This is a genomic window from Thiomicrorhabdus sp., assembly GCF_963662555.1.
GTDB lineage: Bacteria > Pseudomonadota > Gammaproteobacteria > Thiomicrospirales > Thiomicrospiraceae > Thiomicrorhabdus.
This window is the reverse complement of record NZ_OY759719.1, coordinates 2,200,573-2,221,544: the sequence shown is the minus strand read 5'-3', so window position 1 is coordinate 2,221,544 and position 20,972 is coordinate 2,200,573. Positions and strand designations below refer to the sequence as shown.

Here is a 20,972-nt window from a genome sequence, read left to right as displayed (position 1 = left end):
TAATGCCTTATACTCCGTTTTTATTTGTGTCTTTTTTAGATATAGTTTGGTTAATATTATTTTTACCTTGTGCTCACATTGTATGGACGGTCAAAGTGCATACCAGGCCTGGTAATTATATTTAACCGTATATTGACTCTTGTTGAGGTCTCTTAGTGAGTAAATCGTAAAACAATATGAAAAATTGTTCCTATCAAATAGCTTATAAACAGTTGTCATTTCATTACTTTCTCTACTTTGCTGTATTGGGTACCACGGTTCCTTATATGGGCTATTATTTACAGTCATTAAACTTTAATGCTATAGAGATTGGTCAGCTGCTTGGCATTATGATGTTTACCAAAGTGATTGCCCCAAATATTTGGGGATGGTTAGCAGACCGGAGTGGTAAATCTATTTACTGGGTTCGCCTGGCGACGGTTTTAGCGGCAATTGCCTCGATTGGGTTAATTATCTTTGAGAGTTATTGGGCCATCTTTTTTACCCTAATGGTGTTTAGCTTTTTTTGGCACTCCTCATTACCGCAATTTGAATCTTACACATTTAACTGTTTAGGCAAAGAAGATAAACACCGCTACGGGCAGATCCGTTTGTGGGGTTCTATTGGCTTTATTGTGGCGGTAGTCTCTATCGGTTGGCAAATAGAGCATTTCACCGTTCATTGGTTACCTTTTGATTTATTACTTATTTTACTGGCTGTTTGGGGCAGTAGTTATTTAGTAAAAGATGGCAAGCGATTACCGCATGAGGGCGAAGCTCACGGCTTTATGCAAATTATTAAACGCCCAGAAGTATTAAGTTTATTGGTAGTCAGCTTTTTAGTGCAGCTCTCGCACGGGGCGTACTATGCGTTTTATACCATTCAGTTAGCGGATTTAGGTTATGAAAAAACTACTATTTCCTTGCTCTGGGCTTTAGGTGTATTGGCCGAAATAGCAGTGTTCTTTTGGATGAGCAAAATATTTAGACGTTATGCAGTTCGTTTGCTGATTTTAATAAGTATTGTTTTGACGATTATTCGTTGGGCATTAATTGGTTCTTTAGCCGATTCGGTTTTTTGGATGCTATTTGCTCAACTTTTACATGCTGCCAGTTTTGCATTATTTCATGCCGCCGCCATATATTTAATAGACAGCTATTTTAAAGGCATCAATCATGGTAAAGGCCAAGCGATATATGCCGCTTCAAGTCATGGTTTGGGTGGCGCTTTAGGCATGTTGTTGGCAGGTTACAGTTGGACATTTGGCGGAGCACCATTAGCTTATGGTTTAAGTGTGATTATGGTTATAGTGGCATTTTTTATTGCATTGAAATGGACAAAAGAACCGTTGTAAACTAACCTGACAAACTTACGATTTATTAAAACAATTACATAAATTTAACTGGAGATATTATGCGTTTATTACACACCATGTTACGAGTAGGTAACCTAGAGAAATCAATCGCTTTTTATACGGAAGTAATGGGGATGCAATTATTACGTCAAAAGGAATATCCAAAAGGCGAGTTTACGTTGGCGTTTTTGGGTTATGGCAATGAAGATGACAATACCGTTTTAGAGCTGACATACAACTGGGGTGTTGATAGCTATGATTTGGGTAATGCTTATGGACATATCGCGATTGAAGTGCCTGATGTTTATAAAGCTGCAGAAGCTGTAAAAAATGGTGGGGGTAAAATCATTCGTGAAGCAGGGCCTATGAATGGTGGTGAAACAATTATCGCCTTTGCTGAAGATCCAGATGGTTATCAAATTGAGTTTATTGGTGAAAGCCATGTCAGAACATAAAGCATCCAAAATGGATGTTTTATGTTTCAGGCCTTATAGTTATTGTGCCAATAACCGCAGTTGTAACCTATAAAAGCTTAGGGAATTTTGGCTATTTATAAGGTTATATATGACGATATAATAAATAGTTTTTAATAGGTTTAGAATAAACTTGTTTGCTATAATCCGCCAGATTTTAGTTTTATAAAAGAGAAATATTATGTCTAAGTTTGAAAATGTAACTGTATTAAAAGAAGCATCTGTTTATTTTGACGGAAAAGTGACAAGCCGTACTGTGATTTTTGCTGATGGTTCTAAAAAAACATTAGGTATTATGATGCCGGGTGAATATGAATTTGGTACTGAATTAGCAGAAAACATGGAAATGCAATCAGGTGATGTAGAAGTGTTATTACCTGGTGAAACAGAGTGGAAAGCAATTCCAAATGGTTCAAGCTTTGATGTACCTGCCAACTCTAAATTTGGCATTAAGGTAAAGCATATTGCTGACTACTGCTGTTCATATATTGCAGAATAAGTTCTAAACTCACTTAGAACTTTGTGATAAAAAGCCGATTTACCCTTTGTGAGCATAGGATAAATCGGCTTTTTTATGTCTTTAAACCCAACTAATGAGTATTTGTTAAAGAGAGTCTTTAGCACTATTTGCTTTTTGTTGATCTTTTTTCTTTTTTTGGTATTTGAAGAAAAAGTGCAATCCAAAATGGATCAAAATAAGTAATACAAAAAATCCTATCGCAATTTCGCCAATATGGTGAATCCACATAACTCTATCCTAACGCTTGATTTAGCCAACTAAGGCATTGAATATCCGACAATTGTACTGTGTTTTTGTTAAAATTTGCACACATTAAATTTTAGGAGTTTTCATGAGCGATCCAAGTCAGCCATTTCACTGGCAAAACTATAAAAATGATACCTTGTCAGGGATTACCGTTGCCCTTGCTCTAGTGCCTGAAGCGGTAGCCTTTGCCTTTGTTGCAGGTGTTCACCCTTTAGTGGGTTTATACGCGGCTATTATTGTGGGTATGATTACTGCGGTGTTTGGTGGTCGTCCAGGAATGATTACTGCTGCTGCTGGTTCTTTAGCAGTGGTTATGATGCATTTAGTTATGGAACATGGCGTTCACTTCCTGTTTTTAGCAGTCATTATGATGGGTATCTTTCAGATATTTATTGGGATAATGAAGTGGGGGCGATTTATTAGGATGGTACCTAGCCCAGTTATGCTTGGTTTTGTAAATGGTTTGGCTTTAATTATTTTATTTGCTCAATTTACACAGTTTAAAGACTCTTCTGGTGCTTGGTTAAGTGGTGATAGCTTAAATATCATGATAATGATTATTGTAGCCACCTTAGCGATTATTTATCTTTTACCTAAAATTACCAAAGCGGTTCCTTCAGCTTTGGCGGCTATTATATTAGTCTCTTTAGCGGTTGTTTTCTTTGATATTAATGCCATTACCGTGGGTGATAAAGCATCAGTTTCAGGCACATTAGAGTCATTAGTTTACGGTGATGGTACTGACGGTGGTTTTCAGGGGTTAAGTTGGTTTACTACTCTACCAGAAGGGTTTTGGTCTCTTCAAACCTTATGGGTTATTTTGCCGTATGCGGTGATTTTAACTATTGTTGGCTCAGTTGAATCTTTGTTAACGATGACGTTAATTGACGATATTACTGAAACACGTGGTAAAGCAAATAAAGAGTGTATTGCATTAGGTGCGGCAAACTGCACTGCAGGAGCATTTGGAACCATGGGTGGTTGTGCCTTGATTGGGCAATCAATGATTAATGTTAATTCTGGTGGTAGAGGGCGTTTGTCTGGAATTACAGCGGCATTCACATTACTGCTGATTGTGCTAGTCGCATCACCTTGGATTGAGAAAGTGCCAATTGGAGCCTTGGTTGGATTAATGTTTTTTGTGGTCATTGCTACATTTAACTGGTCAAGTTGGAACATTATGCGAGGTATGACCAAAAGTGATGCGTTTGTAATGGTGTTAGTTACGCTTTTAACCGTGATGTATGATTTGGCAATTGCCGTTATCGCCGGTGTCATTGTTGCAGCATTAGTTTTTGCTTGGGAACATGCTCAACGTATTCTTTTGGAAGAAACGACTGAAGAGATAGACGGTAAATTAACCAAAACATATAAAGTTCAAGGGCCACTGTTTTTTGCCTCTGCTCAGAACTTTGTCGATATGTTTGACCCTAAGAATGACCCAGACTGTGTAAGAATTGATTTTATGCACTCTCGCGTTTATGACCATACAGGAATTGAAGCGATTAATGGATTAACCAAAAAGTATTTAGCGGCGGGTAAAAAATTAACACTTCAGCACTTGAGCCCAGAGTGTCAGGTATTGTTAGAAGATGCTAAAGAGCTTATAGAGGTGAATGTTTCCGAAGATCCGCATTATCATGTCTCAACCAGTGGAAAAGCAGATAAATAAAATGGTTGTGTATATTTGTTGAGAAAAAAGCACCTTTAGGGTGCTTTTTTATTAATTGAATCTATGGACTGAAAAAGAACATGAAATTGATTTTATCATTGATTTCATCATGCTATTTTTCTAAAAGATGATGGCAATCATTAGCTTTTAATGAGAAGATTGAAGTGTTTTAAGGCCTTAAAGATAATAAAGTAAATGGTAACTATGTGCCAAGTGAGCGATCAAAATAAACTGTTACTGAAATATTTCCCATTTGCTGAAAATATTAAGGGTGTGCTTTATGAAAAATAGCAAAAAGTTTATTCAATTGTTGGCGTTAGGCCCTGTTGTTTTAATTCCATTGACTGTTTTCTTTATTTCATCGTTAGTCATTAATTCAGAAAAAGATACTTATCAAAGAGCTCAGGCTCAAATCGAACTCGATTACCTAGAAACAGAAAAATCTCGCATCCGTTCAAAAGTCGACAATATGGTTGATTTAGTCAGCTATAGACAATCCATTATTAATCAGAAATTACATGACCGAATTCAACGTAGAGTAGAGGATGCTCATCGAATAGCGATTACTTTATATAACTATTATGTTAAAAAAATGCCAGAAGCCGAACTTAAAAAGATGATTATTGAGGCTTTAAGACCCTTAGTTTGGAATAACGGAGAAAGTTTTATATGGATATTAGACTATAAGGGTAACTTTCAGCTAGCACCTCACTATTTAAAACATTTAGAAGGTTCTTCTATTCTTGATTTTGAGGATGCGACAGGCCGAAAAATCATTAGAGAAGAGATTGCCATTGCTCAAACTCAAGGACATGGTTTTCTTTGGGATACTTTTACCAAACCTAATGAGTCAATTGATAAGCAGTTTAAGCAACTTGCCTATGTAAAAGACTTTGGTATTTATAACTGGTATTTGGGTTCTAGTGAATATCTGGATACAGCTGAAAAACAAACGAATAGTCACTTAATAGAAGCGATTAATCAAATTGGTAAAGGTGAGTCGAGTTACTTTTTTGTGTTGGATTCAGAAGGCACTATGTTAGTGAATAATGCACGCCCTGATATTGTTAATAAAAATATCCACGATTCAAAAAATAAAGATTTAAACAGACTATACATAAAAATAGTAAAGCAAATTGACAGTAAAAAACAGAATTTTATCTCATATTTTTGGATAAACCCTAAAACGGGATTAAAAGAAAATAAGTTAGCTTTTGTTGAGAAAGTGCCATATAGCAATTGGATTATTGGGAGTGGGTTTTATCCAGAAGCATTAAAGAGAAGTTTTAGCAGTCGTGAGAATCATATAAAAAACCAGCATCAACAAAGAGTGCGACATTTACAAAAAATTACATGGTTATCAATGTTAATTTCTTTAATTGTGTCATCGTTTATCTCATTGATGTTTTATAGAGGCTTTATTCGCTATCATGATGGTTTAATAGCCATTAATGATGATTTAAATGATTTAAATATTGAGCTTGAAAAGCAAGTTTTAGAAAAAAACAACAAACTTAATAAACTTAATCTTAAATTAGATGCTTTAGCCTCTAAAGATGATTTAACCAAGACAGCAAATCGTTCATTATTAATGGACCGTATTGTTGAGCTAATGAACCGAGCAAATCAATTTGACGAGATATTTTCGGTACTTATTTTGGATGTGAATCATTTTAAAAAGGTTTATGAAGATAAAGGTTATGAATTTGGTGACGCGGTGTTACAAGATATTGCTTTATTGATTGGAAGCCAGCTTAGAAGTGTTGATCTAGTCGGTCGTTATGATGGTGAGGAATTTTTAGTTGTGATGCCAAATACCTTGATTGATGATGCCTACTTAAGAGCTCAAAAAATTAGCCAGGTTATAGAGGCAACTGACTTTCATGTAGATAATCCTCTAAGTTTAACAATCGGCGTTGTTGAGTATGTAAAAGGGCAAAAGTTCCAAGAGTTGATTAAGTTTTTACATCAAGCTCTTAAAAAAGCAAAAAATAGCCCTATCACAAATGTTTGCAAGTTTAATGAATAGCTCTTTGTGAGTTGATATCAAGAGTCTGGTGTATAAATGGCAAGTGAAAAAAGAATGTTTTTTCGTTTTGATGTGAGCTTACCTTACTACTTAGAGTCAATGAGCAGTGAGCAGGAATGTTTTCAAACGGATAAAAGTAAAATCATTAGTCCTTCTGAAAAGCAGGATTTAAAAGTACTTAATGAATCTTTAGAACAAATTTTTAAAGATTCTGATCATGTTCAAAACGGTAGTGTAGAGGTTTTTTTAGGGTTAAATCAAAAACTGGATTTTATGGTTTGGTTATTGGAATCTCTTATAGAGGGTGATGATGTTTTAAAGTCTGATCAATATCAGCAATACTGGTATGACCAACAACGTTTTATTATACCGAGCTCTAAAAAATCATCCAAAATTCTACCCTTACTTCAGGCGTTTTCAAACAGAATTGATTTACATATTGATGAATTAATAGATGTAATGAAGAACCGTTTGGGAAGTAATATATTTATTTATGGTCAAAGCCACATTAAGCTTTTTAGTCTTCATCACTATATAAGTGGTCTTGATGTATTAGCAGAAAAGGGCAATTGGCTAGCCCAGATTATTGTTACCTTAACTAAAAAGTTAAATGCTTACGAAACTCTATTGCTCAAACTCAAAAAAGTACACAAAAAATTGTCCGATACCGATAATTGGAATCATGAAAAAGTAAATCTAGGTGAGGGCGGTTTTGCTATTTATAGTGAACAGCATTTTGAATTAAATCAAAAAGTGTGCGTGTTGTTAAAACTTGAAGAGACGTTTATTTTTGCCAAGGCTTTTTGTGTGTATCAAACCAGCCAGACAGATAAATTAAGCTACAATAGAACCGCTTTTCAATTTGAAGAGATCAGTTCAGAAGATAGTGCACATATTGTCAGGTTTTTAATGGCGCAAGAATTGGCTTTTCATCAAGTTAATCATGATTAAAATCGATGAACTTGCTCGGTTAACAAATTGGTAAGCAACAAAACAATTTAGAAAATTTGTAATTTAAAATAAACACACAAAAATAAAAGTCGTTTAAAGATGAAGAGTTCATGAAGAAAACTAAGGTTTATCAAAAAAATATATTATTAATTTTAAGTATCGCTATTGTTATAACGTTCTCTTCCATTTCATTACTTTTGTACCATTTTGAAGGTTACTTAAATTCTGCAGATAAGCTAAATAAAGCAAGAGGGTTAGCAAGCCAAGTTGTTTATTTTGACGAAGGTTTGACTATGTCTGCAAGAATGTACACCATTGAGCAAGATCCAACTTGGTTAGAACGCTATGATGATATAACTAATAAGTTAGATAGCACCTTAATTAATATTCTTGTCTTAGAACCCTCTCTAAAAGAGCTTTTTGAATCTTCCTATGAAGTTAATAACCGTTTAATGATCATAGAGAAAAAGGCAATGAATGATGCGTCTTCTGGCAGAACTGATCAAGCTAGAGACAAGCTTTTTTCAAGTGAGTACTCTAAACTCAAGCTTTTATATGCTCAACAGATTGAGCAAGCTTTAAAAATCTTGTCTGATAAATCAGAGGTTTTAGAACAAGAACATAAAAATGAGTATAATTTTTTTGTTTTTTGGATAGTCTTTTTAATGGTTATCTTTATCTTTATTTGGATTTATTTATTACGCTTTTTACGTGTGAATACCCTAAGGTTAAATGGTTTAATAACTACCGATGATTTAACAGGATTAAAAAACCGAAGAAGTTTTGATGAAGCTTTAAAAAAAGAGTTGCGTAGAAGTATTCGTGATGGAAAGTTATTGATGTTAGCCGTTTTAGATATTGATTATTTTAAACAATATAACGATAGATATGGACATCCAAAAGGGGATATTGTTCTTTCTGTTTTTGGTCAGTTAATGCAAAAGGTCATGCGTAGAGCAAGTGAATATGGTTTTAGATTAGGTGGCGAAGAGTTTGCAGTAATTACCGTTATAGATAAAGTTGAAGATGGTTTATATATCTTAAATAAACTAAAAGAAGAACTGATTAATAAAAAAATTGAGCACAAGGGTAATATAGAAAATCAGATTGTTACGTTTTCAGCGGGTGTTGCTATTCATTATTCTGATGATATCTTGACGGATGAAGATTTATATATCAATGCGGATAGGGCTCTGTATAAGGCTAAAAAATCAGGAAGAAATAAGATTATTGTATGTTCTCAAAACCAAGAGAGCGCCAATGACGTACAAAGCGATTAGTTAATAATTTTTTTGAAACCAACTATGTCAAATTCTGAAGAGTGTCATCCAGATAATGAGCAAAACGCTTTACCAAGAGAGCTCAGTAAAAATCTATCACGAAATGTTTGTGTCTGTTATGACGTGCCAAAACAAGAAATTATAGACAGTGTTTTAAACGGGGCTAAAACACTAGACGAGGTTAGTAACCAAACTTATGCTTGCCAGGGAAGTGGTTGCTGTATTCGTCAAGTAGAGCGTTTAATTGAGTTAGTTGAAGAGCATAAAGAGCAGTTATCAGCAGACAAAACAAACTAGAATAGTAATTAAATCCAGTTAAATTTTAATAGATAAAAATGATTTGTATTACCTTTTATCAGCACCTGTTTGAGGTACCAGGCCTGGTAAAATAGAGTATGAGTTAAAGCTAATTTATGAAGACACCAAAAATAAAAAACAGATCAAATTTAATCAAAACCTCATTCAATACCTTTTCCAATGACTCACCTCAGATTTCATTTCAGAACAATATTCATCTTGTTGTCTCTGACTTAGATGGAACTCTATTAAACCCAGAACATAAATTAACAGCTAAAACTAAACAGGCTGTTCATGACTTAGTTAAACAAGGCACGCCATTTATGTTGGCCACGGGGCGACACTACCAAGATGTTTATTTAATTGCCGAACAGATTGGTGTAGAAATGTGTTTAATTACTTCAAATGGTGCCAGAGTTCACGATCATAAAGGTAGATTGCTTTATGAGAATCACATGCCAGCAAACCTTGTTGAGCGAGTATTAGAGTTGTCGCAAAATTTTGATATTCATCGAAATATTTATCAACAAGATTTGTGGTTAGTTGAAGAGCCACATGAATCTTTGCTGGCCATTCATGAAGAGTCAGGATTTGAATATAAGTTTAGAGATTTTTCACAAATCGATTTAAATCACATTGATAAGATTTACTTCACCGCTGAACATTCTGTTTTGCAAGATCTAGAAAAAAGGCTAACCCAAGAGGTTGGTGACCAACTGTATATTACGTTTACCTCTCCCGAATATTTAGAAATCATGAATTTAGGGGTATCGAAAGGGCAGGCTTTACAAATGATTTTGCAACAACGCAATATCAATGCTGAAAATGTGATGGCGTTAGGTGATGGTATGAATGATAAAGAGATGTTGGCTTTGGTTGGGCATGGTGTGGTTATGCATAATGCGAGTGAAAGTGTTAAATCACTTTTTCCTGAGCTTGCTATGGCTAAATCAAACGCGCAAGATGGCGTTGCAGAATATTTAAAGGCAACTTTACTGATTTAGCTATTCAATTTACCAGGCCTGGTAAATTGAATGTATGGAATTTTTTGAATGCCAATGCATTATGAAGTAACGACGACCAACGATTTACGCTTTATTGATTTTTGAATTTGCTGAATAATTACGGTAATCAAAAACAGCACACCTGCACTCACAGCAATTGAGGCCGAAATTGAGCTATCAATCAAAAATGCTACTGCATAACCTACCACCACAGCGGCTTGAGAATAAGCAATGGCAATCCAAAGCATAGATTTAAGTGATGCAGCTAATAGATAAGCTGAGCTAGCTGGTATAACCAGTAAAGCAACCACCAAAATAGCACCTACCGCATCAAACGAAGCAACCGTTGTCATAGAGACTAAGGTCATTAAAAAGTAATGCCAAAATACGACATTAATCCCTAAAGAAGCGGCAAGACTGGGGTGAAAGGCAATGGTTTCAAGTCGTTTAAATCCTATTAATATACTCACCAACACAATTATAAATACCGTGCCGATTCCCCAAAAAGCTCTAGGGCCTAGCTCCCAACCGTGTTCAAGGCCGCCTAATGTGATGGTGTCAAATGGCACAAAGGCAATTTCACCGTACAAAACGCATTCTTGGTCAAGGTCAATTTGCCCGGCATAGAGAGAAACTAAAATAACGCCAGTGGCAAAAAACAGGGTAAATACGATCCCAATACTCGCATCACTTTGTAGTTTACTGACTTGATGTAAGGTATTACTTAACCAAGCGGTGAGTAAACCTATTACAACGGCACCGCTTAACATAACGGGTAAAGAGCGACTCTCAGTTAATAAAAAGGCTAATACGATACCCAGTAAAACCGAGTGACTGATGGCATCTCCAATTAAGGCTTGGCGGCGTAAAATTAAAAACACACCAACTAAAGCAGAAGAGGCTGCAACTAAGCTCGCAGTGGCGATAATCCAAATGTCATTTATGCCCATTTCGGCAATATGTTGAGTTAGCATTATGAATTACCTCCCTTATTATTAGGGTTTAAAGAGCTGTTGTTTGCAGGTATTGGATTGCCGTGTGGATCGGAGTTCGCGTTGGCAAGTTCTAGTGCAAGTTGTTGCTCTTGTTCGGCGGTTAAAATATGTTCAATTCGTTCAGCTTGTTTATGAACTTGTTCAGGGGTTAACTCTGCTTGTTCGTTGAGGTAGTTCTCCCATAAGCGATGACGACGGGTCAGTTGTGTAGCTAGTTCTAAACCTTGAGGTGTCATTCTAAAACCTCGTGAAGAGGACTCGATTAATTGTTTTTTACAGAGCAATTTGAGTGTTTTTTGTAAATCAGAACTCGGTACACTGCGTAAAGCTTGAATGTCGGCTTGGTTAAAATCTTGTTGTTCCAGAGTGTTTCTTTCTAGCAATTTATAAAGCGTTCTTAAGATATTCTCTTCAGCCACTTTTTGACGTAATTGTTTGTGCTCTAGATGTTTTTTTATTAAACCTTTATTAGGTGCAAACAATAATGAGATAAAAAATAAAGCAGATAAGCTAACCACCATCCAGGGACCTGTTGGCATGGCTGGAGCAATATAGGAAACTTGGGTACTAATGATGGCACTTACACCACCAATTATGGCAGACAATACTAATAGATGACTTAGCTCATTACTCCAAAAACGAGCAGCTGCAATTGGGGTAAGTAATACCGCAGCCATTAAAACAACACCCACTAGTTGTAAGCCTACCACCACAGACATGACGATTAATAAGGCAAGCAATAACTCATAAGCTTGAACATTGACTCCAAGGGTTCTGGCGTAATTGCGGTTAAACGTAATTAAACGTAATTTTTGAAAAAATAGACCAACCGCTAACAGAATGGTAACGGCAACATAACCCAGTAAACGAATATCGTCTTGAGTCATGGCCGCAGCCTGACCAAAAAGGATTTTGTCTAGTCCGCTTTTATTTTCAATGTTAAGGCCTTGAATATAAGAGAGTAACATTAACCCTAAGGCAAAGAAAAATGACAGGGTAATCGCTAAAGCGGCATCGGGTTTGATTTTGGTGTTTTTAGGTAACCAGTCAATTAAAAAGAAACCAATAAAACTGCTTGTTACCGCACCCAAAAACATCACCCAGGGATCACGGGTTTGAAATAGCAAAAATGCCATCATTACACCAGGTAAGGCCGCATGTGCAAGAGCATCACCAATCAGTGAACGTTTGCGTAAAAAAGCAAAGGCTCCAATTACAGAGGCGCTCATGCCTAAAAGCACGCCGCCAAAAAGAACCCATACGGCATTCATGTCTTCAAATTGCCAAAATGTTAATAGGTTTTCCCAAACAGAGCTGGACTGAATAAGCGTAAAATCTTGCATTTTAGTTAGTCCGTATCGTGTGCTTGGTTGAGTTTAGTTCGGTACATCTCTTCGGTTAAATCGTTAAGTAAAGAGAGGCGGCCACCATAAGTTTTGTTTAGGTTCTCTTTAGTTAACACTTCTTCAACGGGGCCTGCCGCTACTAAACGAGCATTGATGAAAATAATCCAATCAAAATATTCGCCTACGGTATTCAAATCATGATGAACGCAGACAATCGTTTTGCCTTGTGCTTTGAGGTTTTTAAATAATTCAATAATGGCTTTTTCTGTTGAGACATCTACTCCAGCAAAAGGCTCATCCATTAAATAAAGCGTTGCCTGTTGGGCTAAAGCACGAGCTAAGAAAACACGCTGTTGCTGACCACCTGATAGCTGGCTGATTTGTCGATCTCTAAAATCCCACATTTGTAGGTCTTTTAGGGCTTGTTCTGCAATTTGAATATCTATTTTAGTTGGACGTTGCCACAACTTTAAATGGCCTTGACGCCCCATTAAAACAACATCCATTAAATTGATTGGAAAGTCCCAATCAATTTCTTCTCTTTGAGGAACATAAGCAGTAGAAAGACGTTTTTTAGCTAACGGTTCGCCAAAAAAGTTAACCTGGCCTTCAATAATAGGTTCTAACCCCATAATGCCTTTAAGTAAAGACGATTTACCGGCTCCATTTGGGCCAACAATAGCGATAGTTTTACCTGATGGAATGCTAAAACTTACATCAGTTAAAACGGGTTTATGATGGTATCGCATACTGAGATTTTCAACTGAAAGTGGCGGGATGTTATTGTTTTTCATAATGATCGTTTTTCATATTGTTTAATTGTTCTATAGCGAAGGGTTGATTGCTACTGTGTTATTGTTAGTTTTTTAAGGCTTGTACAATGGTTTCAACATTATGTTTGACCATGCCAAAGTAATTACCAGTAGGAGTTCCTGTTAACCCCATTGCATCTGAATATAGTTCACCACCAATTTTAATTTGGTGGCCTTCCGCTTTAACGCCAGCAACTAAAGATTGAATAAAGCGAGGAGAGACACTGGTCTCCACAAATACCGCTTTTACCCCATTTTGAATAATCACATCTTTAAGTTTTTTAATGTCTTGCAAGCCAAATTCAGCAGCAGTGCTCACGCCTTGTAAACCCATTACCTTGATGCCATAAGCCTTGCCAAAATAGCCAAATGCATCGTGCGCGGTAATTAATACACGCTGTTTTTTTGGAATGGTTTTTACCTGCTCAATAATCCATTGATTTAGAGCATTCATCTCAGCAAAGTATTTGTCAGCTTGGGATTGATAGTATGTCTTGTGCTCTGGGTCTATAGATTGATACACCTCTAAAACACGTTGACCAGCTTGGTGCCATAATTTAAGGTCAAACCAAATATGTGGATCAGGGTGTTTACCGTGTTCAAGTAAATCATGCTGCGATATTTGATCACCTACTGCAAAGACCGCTTTTTTACGAGAAAGCTTGGTAAAGACGTCTTGCATTTTGCCTTCTAGGTGCAGGCCGTTATAAAAAATAATATCGGCTTTAGTGAGTCTACGAAGATCTCCTTGAGTGGCTTTATATAAATGCGGGTCAACTCCGGTTCCCATTAATGGGTTTACCTCAACGTATTGGCCGCCAATGTTTTTAGCTAAGTCTGCAATCATTCCTGTTGTGGTAACAACATTAATTTGGGCTTGAGCATTGAAGCTAAAAATAAAAACAATAAAACCTAAGATTAGAGGCTTTACACGAGAGTTGGTTTGAATCATGGTGATTTCCGTAAATTATTATCAATTATTATTTAAGGCTAAATAAAAAATTAGCCAAGGCTAATTAATAAAATATATCTTATCATTAAAATATAAAATGTTCTAGATATTTAGAGGTTTGTTGTTGAGGAGTATGTTAGGGCAAATATATGAAAAAAAAGAGAAAAGGGGATAAAAAATAACTGGAATAAATAAGGTGTAATAATTGGTTTAATAGGCGTTTATTACAGTAAATAAACGCCAACTATTTAAAATGCTATAAAAGCGTAACAGCCTGTTTTATCTAAAACTTAAAGATTTTACGAGCGGGTTTTTTAGGTTTTTTGGCTTGTTTAAGTTGTACCATTACCTCGGTGTGCACGGTATGTGGAAACATATCAATTAAGCCGGCTTTTTGTAGTTGATAACCTTGTTTCTCAAGTTCTTTGATGTCACGAATCAGTGTCGCAGCATTACAAGAGACATAAACAATAATTTCTGCTTTGACTAAATGCAGTATTTTACTGATTTCAAATGCCCCTTGTCTGCCAGGGTCTAATAAAACTCTATGGTATTTTTGCTCTCTAAACCAAGGGGTTTTTAGGCACTCTGCAAAAAGGTCAGCTTTGTAAAATTCAGCATTTTCAATCTGATTGGTTTTGGCGTTATGTTCTGCGGTTTGGGTTAGTTCAATAAGACCTTCAATACCAACCACTTTTTTAACCTTCTGAGCAATTGGAAGTGTGAAGTTGCCGACGCCACAAAATAGATCAAGCACTTTATGTTGGTCTTCTAGCTCTAACCAATCAATCGCTTGGTTTACCATTTGTTGATTTTGTTCTGCATTTACTTGCACAAATCCGTCAGCAGGAAAGTGAATATCTAAGCCGTTTAATGTGTATTTGGGCTCTAAGTTTGTAGGTTCCTCCAAAGCACTATTAGTAATAAATACCCCATTATCTGCTTCAACAAAGCTAATTTCTTTGTGGGCTCGGCTTGCTTGTTGTAAAAGCTCTGAGCGATTTTCTTTGAGAGCTTTATTTAAATTAGGCGTTAAAACAGGGCATTGCTCTATATCAACCAGTTCATTGGTCGCTTCTATTCTAAAGCCTAAACGGGCAATTTTATCTTGCTTACTAATAGATAGACCAAAACGAGCACGGCGACGATAGTCTGTATCTTTACCAATAAGTGGTTTTGCAATTTTGCATTTTTTGGCATTGACTGCCTGAGTTAAGCGGTTAATAAAATTTTCAGATTTCCAGTGACGTTGTGCATCAATGCTGAGGTGTTGCAGTTGACAGCCACCACACTCATTATAGACTTGGCAAAATGGTTGAGTTCTGTCTTGAGAAGGTGTTTCAACTTCGATTAACTGAGCTTCATCAAATTTATCTTGCTGTTTTATAATGCGTAAACTGACAATGTCACCAGGTACCGTATTGGCTACAAAAGTCGTTTTACCTTCTATACGAGCCACGCCTCTACCATCATGGGTGAGGCTTTCGATTTGTATTTGATTGTGTGTCTGGTTTTGCATTTTATGCCTTTTAATAATGAGTTTTTTAATTACCCTGTGCTCACAATATATGGTCGGCCACAGGGCGTACCAGGCCTGGTAAATTGTGGTTTTTAGTTAATCAATGCCTAAAAGTTTATGTGTTTGTAAACTTAGCTTCCATTTTGGATGGGCTAAACAATAGGCAACCGCTTGCTTAATATTTTGTTGAGTAATGTTTGGGTCTTGATCATCCATAGGTTGTAGATAAAAGTAGTCAAAATCTAAATCAGCTACTTTGTCTGGCATTAATTCTGGTTGCGGAAAGACAAGTTTTAGTTCATGTCCTGAATCCAGAATAATAGGAGCGTTGGCTTTTGGGCTCATACAAATCCAATCGATTCCTGTAGGAGCTGTTTTAGTTCCGTTGGTTTCAACTGCAATTTCAAATTTGTGTTTATGTAAAGCGGTGATTAAGTCTTCATCCACCTGCAATAATGGTTCACCACCAGTTAAAACTACAAATGGGTTTTGGTCGCTATCGTTTGGCCAAAAGCCTAAAAGGTGTTGGCACAATGCTTCGGCGTTAATAAATTTGCCGCCATTTTGCCCGTCTGTGCCAATAAAATCGGTGTCGCAAAATTGGCAAACGGCATCAGATCTATCGGCTTCACGGCCTGTCCAAAGGTTGCATTTACTCATGCGGCAAAAAATAGCAGGTCTTCCACTATGAAACCCTTCACCTTGGAGTGAGTAGAATACTTCCTTGACCGAATAACTCATTTTTGCTTCCTTTTGTCTTAATTTGACGATTTCTGTGGCTATTTTACTATGTCGAATAAAGGATGAAGTGATATAATTTCGGACTATTTTTTAAATGTTTATAACAGTTGGGTTTAGAGCAATGTCAGCAAAGACTTTATACGATAAATTGTGGGATGCACATGTAGTGCGTCAAGAAGATGATGGAACGGCGTTAATTTACATAGATCGTCAGTTACTGCATGAGGTAACTTCACCGCAAGCGTTTGAAGGTCTGCGTCTAGCTGGCCGTAAACCATGGCGAATAGATACTAACTTGGCAACCTGTGATCATAATGTTCCTACTACTGAATTAACTGGTGGTGCAGAATCAATTGTTGATCCAGTATCACGTATTCAGGTAGTGACATTGGGTATGAATGCCCGTGAATTTGGTATTACAGAATTTGGTATGGGTGATATTCGTCAAGGTATCGTACATGTTGTTGGCCCAGAAGAGGGTGCAACATTACCTGGTATGACGGTCGTTTGTGGTGACTCACATACCGCAACTCATGGTGCATTAGGTGCTTTGGCTCACGGTATTGGTACCTCTGAAGTTGAGCACGTATTGGCTACTCAGTGTTTGATTCAGAAAAAAATGAAAAACATGTTAATCAAAGTTGATGGCAAGCTACAGCCTGGTGTTACTCCAAAAGACGTGGTTTTAGCGATTATCGGTAAAATTGGTACTGCAGGTGGTAACGGTCACGCGATTGAATTTGGTGGCCAAGTATTTCGTGATATGTCTATTGAAGGGCGTATGACAGTTTGTAATATGGCTATTGAAGCTGGTGCCCGTGTAGGTCTTGTTGGTGTAGATGAAAAGACGATTGAATATGTTCAGGGTCGTCCATACGCACCTAAAGGTGATGATTGGGATGCGGCTGTAACCGCCTGGATGGACTTGAAGTCTGACGAAGACGCTGCGTTTGATAAGGTTGTTGAAATAGATGGTTCAAAAATTGAACCTCAGGTTTCATGGGGAACCTCACCAGAAATGGTGTTGGATGTTAATGGTAAAGTGCCTAACCCAGCTAATGAATCCGATGCAGTTAAGGCTGGTGGTATTGAGCGAGCTTTAAAATATATGGGCTTAGAAGCCGATATGCCAATTAAAGATATCCCTGTTGATTTTGTATTTATCGGTTCTTGTACAAACTCACGTATTGAAGATTTTCGTGCCGCAGCTGAAGTTTTAAAAGGCAGAAAAATTTCAGATAAAGTTGAGCAGGCTTTAGCTGTTCCAGGTTCAGGTTTGGTTAAACAACAGGCTGAGCAAGAAGGATTAGATAAAATCTTTATTGAGGCTGGTTTTGAATGGCGTAACCCAGGTTGTTCTATGTGTTTAGCAATGAATGCCGATAAGTTACCAACTGGTAAGCATTGCGCATCGACTTCAAACCGTAACTTTGAAGGTCGTCAAGGAGCAGGTGGGCGTACTCATTTGGTGAGCCCGGAAATGGCAGCGGCGGCAGCGGTTGCTGGTCACTTTGTTGATGTTCGTGACTACCTTTAATAGACAATAGCGGAGATATAAAATGGAAAAGTTTGTAAAAAAGACCGCCATTGTGGCACCAATGGATCGTGCTAACGTAGATACCGATGCCATTATTCCAAAGCAGTTTTTAAAATCAATTAAACGCACTGGTTTTGGGCCTAACTTATTCGATGAGTGGCGTTACGAAGATGTGGGTGAGCCTGATTCAGATAATTCTGGCCGCCCATTGCGTAAAGAGTTTGTATTAAATCAGCCACGCTACCAAGGTGCAAAAGTGCTTCTAGCACGTGAAAACTTTGGTTGCGGTTCAAGTCGTGAACACGCTCCTTGGGCATTAAAAGATTACGGTTTTGATGTGATTATTGCGCCAAGCTATGCCGATATCTTTTTTAACAACAGTTTTAAAAACGGTCTATTACCAATTGTTTTAGATGAGGCTATTGTTGATGATTTATTTAATGAAGTGCATGCACAAGAAGGTTATCAATTAACGGTTGATTTAGAAAATCAGCAAATTATTAAGCCAAACGGTGAAGCGATTGCTTTTGAAGTGGATAGTTTCCGTCGTCACTGTTTGATTAATGGTCTAGATGACATTGGTTTAACACTTCAGCATGAAGCAGATATTAAAGCCTACGAGGAAAAAACCAAGAAAACAGCACCTTGGTTGTTTGCGGGTTGATAACCTGTGGTTTGTAGATTTACCAGGCCTGGTAAAATTGCAAAAAAGTAAAAAATTACAAGTTTATAAAGTTAAGAGTATTTAAAAATGACACAAGAAGTATTGATTTTACCTGGTGATGGTATTGGTCCTGAAATTACGGCAGAAGCTGTAAAAGTATTAGAAGCATTAAAAAAGTCTGATGGTTTAGATATTTCGACTACAGAAGATCTTGTTGGTGGTGCAGCTTATGATGTTCATGGAGTGCCTTTAGCAGATGAGACCATGGCAAAAGCTCATGCGGCTGATGCAGTGCTTCTTGGTGCGGTAGGTGGTTATAAGTGGGAATCACTTGATATCTCTGTTCGACCAGAGAAGGGGCTTTTACGTTTACGCTCTGAAATGCAGTTGTTTGCAAATTTACGTCCTGCTTTTTTATACCCTCAGTTGGCAGATGCTTCTACGCTTAAGCCTGAGGTGGTATCAGGTTTAGATATTTTGATCGTACGTGAATTAACGGGTGGCATTTATTTTGGTCAGCCTCGTGGTATTCGTACTTTAGAAAATGGTGAACGCCAAGGTTTTAATACTTATGTGTACTCTGAATCTGAAATTAAACGTATTGCTCATGTGGCTTTTCAAGCGGCAATGAAACGAAACAAAAAGTTAACTTCTGTAGATAAAGCTAATGTTTTAGAAGTAACTGAACTATGGCGTGAAATTGTTGACCAAGTTGCGGTTGAATATCCAGAAGTTGAAGTAAAGCATATGTATGTTGATAACGCAGCTATGCAGTTGGTACTAAACCCTAAACAATTTGACGTTATGGTAACAGGCAATATGTTTGGTGATATCTTGTCTGATGAAGCGTCAATGCTAACAGGGTCTATTGGTATGTTGGCTTCTGCTTCTTTAGATGCAAACAATAAAGGTATGTATGAGCCTAGTCATGGTTCGGCACCTGATATTGCAGGTCAAAACTTGGCAAATCCATTAGCAACAATCTTATCTGCGGCAATGATGCTTCGTTACTCTTTAGGTCGTGAAGATCTAGCTGTAAAAATTGAAAATGCAGTGGGTAAAGTACTTGACCAAGGTTTGCGTACGGGTGATATTTACTCTGAAGGTATGACTCGTGTTTCTTGTAGCGAAATGGGTGATGCAGTCGTCGCCGCACTTTAAGGCTATAAAGCAAAAATTAACCCATGAGAAATTACTTTACCGTCACTATTAGTGATGTGCATGGTTCGCGCCATTACTCCTTTAAGCATTTTATTCGACAGTTTGCTTGGCTGATTGTGTCTATATTTTTGCTTATTTGGACTGTTGGAGCAGTTTCTCTGTGGTGGTTAACTTACCAAGCTCATGAAATGGAAGCCCATAATCAAAAGATGGTTGAAACCTATAATCAGGTTTTATTAAAAACCAAAAATGATTATCAACATCTACTTGATGAGAAAAGTGATATTGAGAAAGACCTTGAGAAGAAAAATGCTCAGGTTGAATTTTTAGATCAATCTTTACAAGGTTTAGAGAGTTTAGTCGGGATTGACCCTGAAGAGCCTGAAAAGTTACCTTATAAAGAGCGAGTTAAGTTAGTTCAGCTCAATACGTTAGGTAAAAGCCTAATGTTAAGTATGATTCCAAGCGGGCACCCAGTTGCTAAATTTGAGGGGATTACCAGCCCATTTGGTTATAGGATTCATCCTATAACGGGTAAACGAGAGTTTCACGGTGGCTTGGATTATCGTGGCCCAATTGGAGAAGATGTGCATGCAACCGCAGAAGGGGTTGTGCAGTATTCAGCCTATAACGAAGAGAGCGGTTATGGTAACTTAGTCACCGTTCTGCACTCTAATGGGTTTAGAACACGTTATGGACATCTAAGTCAGCGCTCAGTTAAAGAAGGCGACATTGTTACTAAGGGTCAAAAAATAGGCGAAATTGGATCTACAGGTCGTTCAACAGGTCCACATTTGCATTATGAAGTATGGTTTTTGCATCATAGATTAAACCCACTACCTTTTGATAAGTGGTCAATTGAAAACTATGATGGCATTTTTACAAAAGTTAAAGGGGTACCATGGGCATCTTTAAGTCAAAACGTCAACCAAATCGTGCAGAAGGTGGGAAAACAATTATCGCCGAAGGCTGCAAAATTAGCGGTGAAGTAACCGAATTAAAAGGTTCTTTGCATATTGATGGCTATGTAGAAGGTGTTATTGATAGCGAATTTGATGTTTCGATTGGTGTTTCAGGTCAAGTAACAGGCCTGGTAAAAGCAAGAAGCATTGTATTGAGTGGTACGCTTGAAGGTAAAGTGGCTTGTGAAAAGATTGATATCTTAAAAACAGGAAAGTTGATTGGTGAGTTGATTAGTGGTGAGTTGACCGTTGAAACAGGTGGTAAGTTTATTGGTCAAAGTCATGAGATGACAGAGGGTGGTATGATTGTGAGTTTGCCAGAAACTTTTGCTCAATTGAATCGTACAAATAAACAAAATCACGGTAGTCAACCAACGATTGAATCTAAAGAGATCGAAAGAAAAGATATCGATTCTGAAGAAGCAGATAAGCCTCTTGAATCGTAGCTTTTGAAAAAGCCATTAAATTGAAATTAAA

At 37.2% G+C, this 20,972-nt stretch carries 21 protein-coding genes; 14 read left to right on the top strand and 7 right to left on the bottom strand.

Annotation, left to right across the window (positions count from 1 at the left end; all coding sequences use genetic code 11):
• Nucleotides 1-176 precede the first annotated feature (176 nt).
• The 3 genes from ACORJQ_RS09985 (at nucleotide 177) to ACORJQ_RS09975 (ending at nucleotide 2,306) form a co-directional block, all read left to right on the top strand.
• Complete coding sequence (locus tag ACORJQ_RS09985; protein WP_321324159.1) at nucleotides 177-1,334, top strand: MFS transporter; 1,158 nt, start codon at nucleotides 177-179, stop codon at nucleotides 1,332-1,334.
• Between the two features lie 59 nt (nucleotides 1,335-1,393).
• Nucleotides 1,394-1,789: a lactoylglutathione lyase gene (gene gloA, locus ACORJQ_RS09980; RefSeq protein ID WP_321324158.1), complete on the top strand. Its 396-nt coding sequence runs from the start codon at nucleotides 1,394-1,396 to the stop codon at nucleotides 1,787-1,789.
• A gap of 199 nt (nucleotides 1,790-1,988) precedes the next feature.
• The gene (locus ACORJQ_RS09975) at nucleotides 1,989-2,306 is read left to right on the top strand and encodes a pyrimidine/purine nucleoside phosphorylase (RefSeq protein WP_321324156.1); all 318 of its coding nucleotides are present in this window, start codon (nucleotides 1,989-1,991) and stop codon (nucleotides 2,304-2,306) included.
• Nucleotides 2,307-2,411: 105 nt separating this feature from the next.
• On the opposite strand, the gene ACORJQ_RS09970 is transcribed toward ACORJQ_RS09975, so the two are convergent.
• Complete coding sequence (locus ACORJQ_RS09970; protein ID WP_321324155.1) at nucleotides 2,412-2,555, bottom strand: hypothetical protein; 144 nt, start codon at nucleotides 2,553-2,555, stop codon at nucleotides 2,412-2,414.
• Nucleotides 2,556-2,658: 103 nt separating this feature from the next.
• On the opposite strand from ACORJQ_RS09970, the gene ACORJQ_RS09965 reads away from it, so the two are divergent.
• The 6 genes from ACORJQ_RS09965 (at nucleotide 2,659) to ACORJQ_RS09940 (ending at nucleotide 9,806) form a co-directional block, all read left to right on the top strand.
• Nucleotides 2,659-4,245: a SulP family inorganic anion transporter gene (locus ACORJQ_RS09965; RefSeq protein WP_321324153.1), complete on the top strand. Its 1,587-nt coding sequence runs from the start codon at nucleotides 2,659-2,661 to the stop codon at nucleotides 4,243-4,245.
• A 280-nt stretch (nucleotides 4,246-4,525) separates the two neighbouring features.
• Nucleotides 4,526-6,274 carry a sensor domain-containing diguanylate cyclase gene (locus ACORJQ_RS09960; RefSeq protein WP_321324151.1) on the top strand — a complete coding sequence of 583 codons (1,749 nt, stop codon included), beginning with the start codon at nucleotides 4,526-4,528 and terminating at the stop codon, nucleotides 6,272-6,274.
• Nucleotides 6,275-6,310: 36 nt separating this feature from the next.
• Nucleotides 6,311-7,225, top strand: coding sequence for a PilZ domain-containing protein (locus ACORJQ_RS09955; RefSeq protein WP_321324149.1), 915 nt, complete (start codon nucleotides 6,311-6,313; stop codon nucleotides 7,223-7,225).
• A gap of 110 nt (nucleotides 7,226-7,335) precedes the next feature.
• Complete coding sequence (locus ACORJQ_RS09950; protein WP_321324147.1) at nucleotides 7,336-8,505, top strand: GGDEF domain-containing protein; 1,170 nt, start codon at nucleotides 7,336-7,338, stop codon at nucleotides 8,503-8,505.
• 24 nt (nucleotides 8,506-8,529) lie between these two features.
• On the top strand, nucleotides 8,530-8,802 hold the full coding sequence (locus ACORJQ_RS09945) for a (2Fe-2S)-binding protein (RefSeq protein ID WP_321324145.1): 273 nt from the start codon (nucleotides 8,530-8,532) through the stop codon (nucleotides 8,800-8,802).
• 116 nt (nucleotides 8,803-8,918) lie between these two features.
• Nucleotides 8,919-9,806 carry a Cof-type HAD-IIB family hydrolase gene (locus ACORJQ_RS09940; RefSeq protein ID WP_321324144.1) on the top strand — a complete coding sequence of 296 codons (888 nt, stop codon included), beginning with the start codon at nucleotides 8,919-8,921 and terminating at the stop codon, nucleotides 9,804-9,806.
• 59 nt (nucleotides 9,807-9,865) lie between these two features.
• Here ACORJQ_RS09940 and ACORJQ_RS09935 read toward each other — a convergent pair whose 3' ends face one another.
• From ACORJQ_RS09935 to queE, 6 genes are all read right to left on the bottom strand, one after another.
• Nucleotides 9,866-10,780, bottom strand: a complete 915-nt coding sequence (locus ACORJQ_RS09935; protein WP_321324142.1) for a metal ABC transporter permease — start codon at nucleotides 10,778-10,780, stop codon at nucleotides 9,866-9,868.
• A complete protein-coding gene (locus ACORJQ_RS09930; RefSeq protein ID WP_321324140.1) occupies nucleotides 10,780-12,144 on the bottom strand; it encodes a metal ABC transporter permease in 1,365 nt (454 codons plus the stop codon). Before ACORJQ_RS09930 ends, ACORJQ_RS09935 begins: the two co-directional genes overlap by 1 nt.
• A 5-nt stretch (nucleotides 12,145-12,149) precedes the next feature.
• Nucleotides 12,150-12,941 (bottom strand): metal ABC transporter ATP-binding protein, encoded by a 792-nt coding sequence (locus tag ACORJQ_RS09925; protein WP_321324138.1) that lies wholly within the window; start codon nucleotides 12,939-12,941, stop codon nucleotides 12,150-12,152.
• Nucleotides 12,942-13,005: 64 nt separating this feature from the next.
• On the bottom strand, nucleotides 13,006-13,911 hold the full coding sequence (locus tag ACORJQ_RS09920; protein WP_321324136.1) for a metal ABC transporter solute-binding protein, Zn/Mn family: 906 nt from the start codon (nucleotides 13,909-13,911) through the stop codon (nucleotides 13,006-13,008).
• Nucleotides 13,912-14,194: 283 nt separating this feature from the next.
• Complete coding sequence (rlmD, locus tag ACORJQ_RS09915; RefSeq protein ID WP_321324134.1) at nucleotides 14,195-15,430, bottom strand: 23S rRNA (uracil(1939)-C(5))-methyltransferase RlmD; 1,236 nt, start codon at nucleotides 15,428-15,430, stop codon at nucleotides 14,195-14,197.
• A 96-nt stretch (nucleotides 15,431-15,526) separates the two neighbouring features.
• Entirely contained in the window at nucleotides 15,527-16,171 is a 645-nt protein-coding gene (queE, locus tag ACORJQ_RS09910; protein WP_321324132.1) for a 7-carboxy-7-deazaguanine synthase, read from the bottom strand.
• A gap of 121 nt (nucleotides 16,172-16,292) precedes the next feature.
• On the opposite strand from queE, the gene leuC reads away from it, so the two are divergent.
• From leuC to ACORJQ_RS09885, 5 genes are all read left to right on the top strand, one after another.
• Nucleotides 16,293-17,708, top strand: coding sequence for a 3-isopropylmalate dehydratase large subunit (gene leuC, locus ACORJQ_RS09905; RefSeq protein ID WP_321326871.1), 1,416 nt, complete (start codon nucleotides 16,293-16,295; stop codon nucleotides 17,706-17,708).
• Nucleotides 17,709-17,730: 22 nt separating this feature from the next.
• Nucleotides 17,731-18,372, top strand: coding sequence for a 3-isopropylmalate dehydratase small subunit (gene leuD, locus ACORJQ_RS09900; protein ID WP_321324130.1), 642 nt, complete (start codon nucleotides 17,731-17,733; stop codon nucleotides 18,370-18,372).
• 87 nt (nucleotides 18,373-18,459) lie between these two features.
• The gene (gene leuB / locus ACORJQ_RS09895; protein WP_321324129.1) at nucleotides 18,460-19,533 is read left to right on the top strand and encodes a 3-isopropylmalate dehydrogenase; all 1,074 of its coding nucleotides are present in this window, start codon (nucleotides 18,460-18,462) and stop codon (nucleotides 19,531-19,533) included.
• Nucleotides 19,534-19,556: 23 nt separating this feature from the next.
• A complete protein-coding gene (locus ACORJQ_RS09890; protein ID WP_321324127.1) occupies nucleotides 19,557-20,525 on the top strand; it encodes a peptidoglycan DD-metalloendopeptidase family protein in 969 nt (322 codons plus the stop codon).
• The gene (locus tag ACORJQ_RS09885) at nucleotides 20,435-20,941 is read left to right on the top strand and encodes a bactofilin family protein (RefSeq protein WP_321324125.1); all 507 of its coding nucleotides are present in this window, start codon (nucleotides 20,435-20,437) and stop codon (nucleotides 20,939-20,941) included. The genes ACORJQ_RS09890 and ACORJQ_RS09885 overlap by 91 nt, the downstream gene beginning before the upstream one ends.
• Nucleotides 20,942-20,972 lie beyond the last annotated feature (31 nt).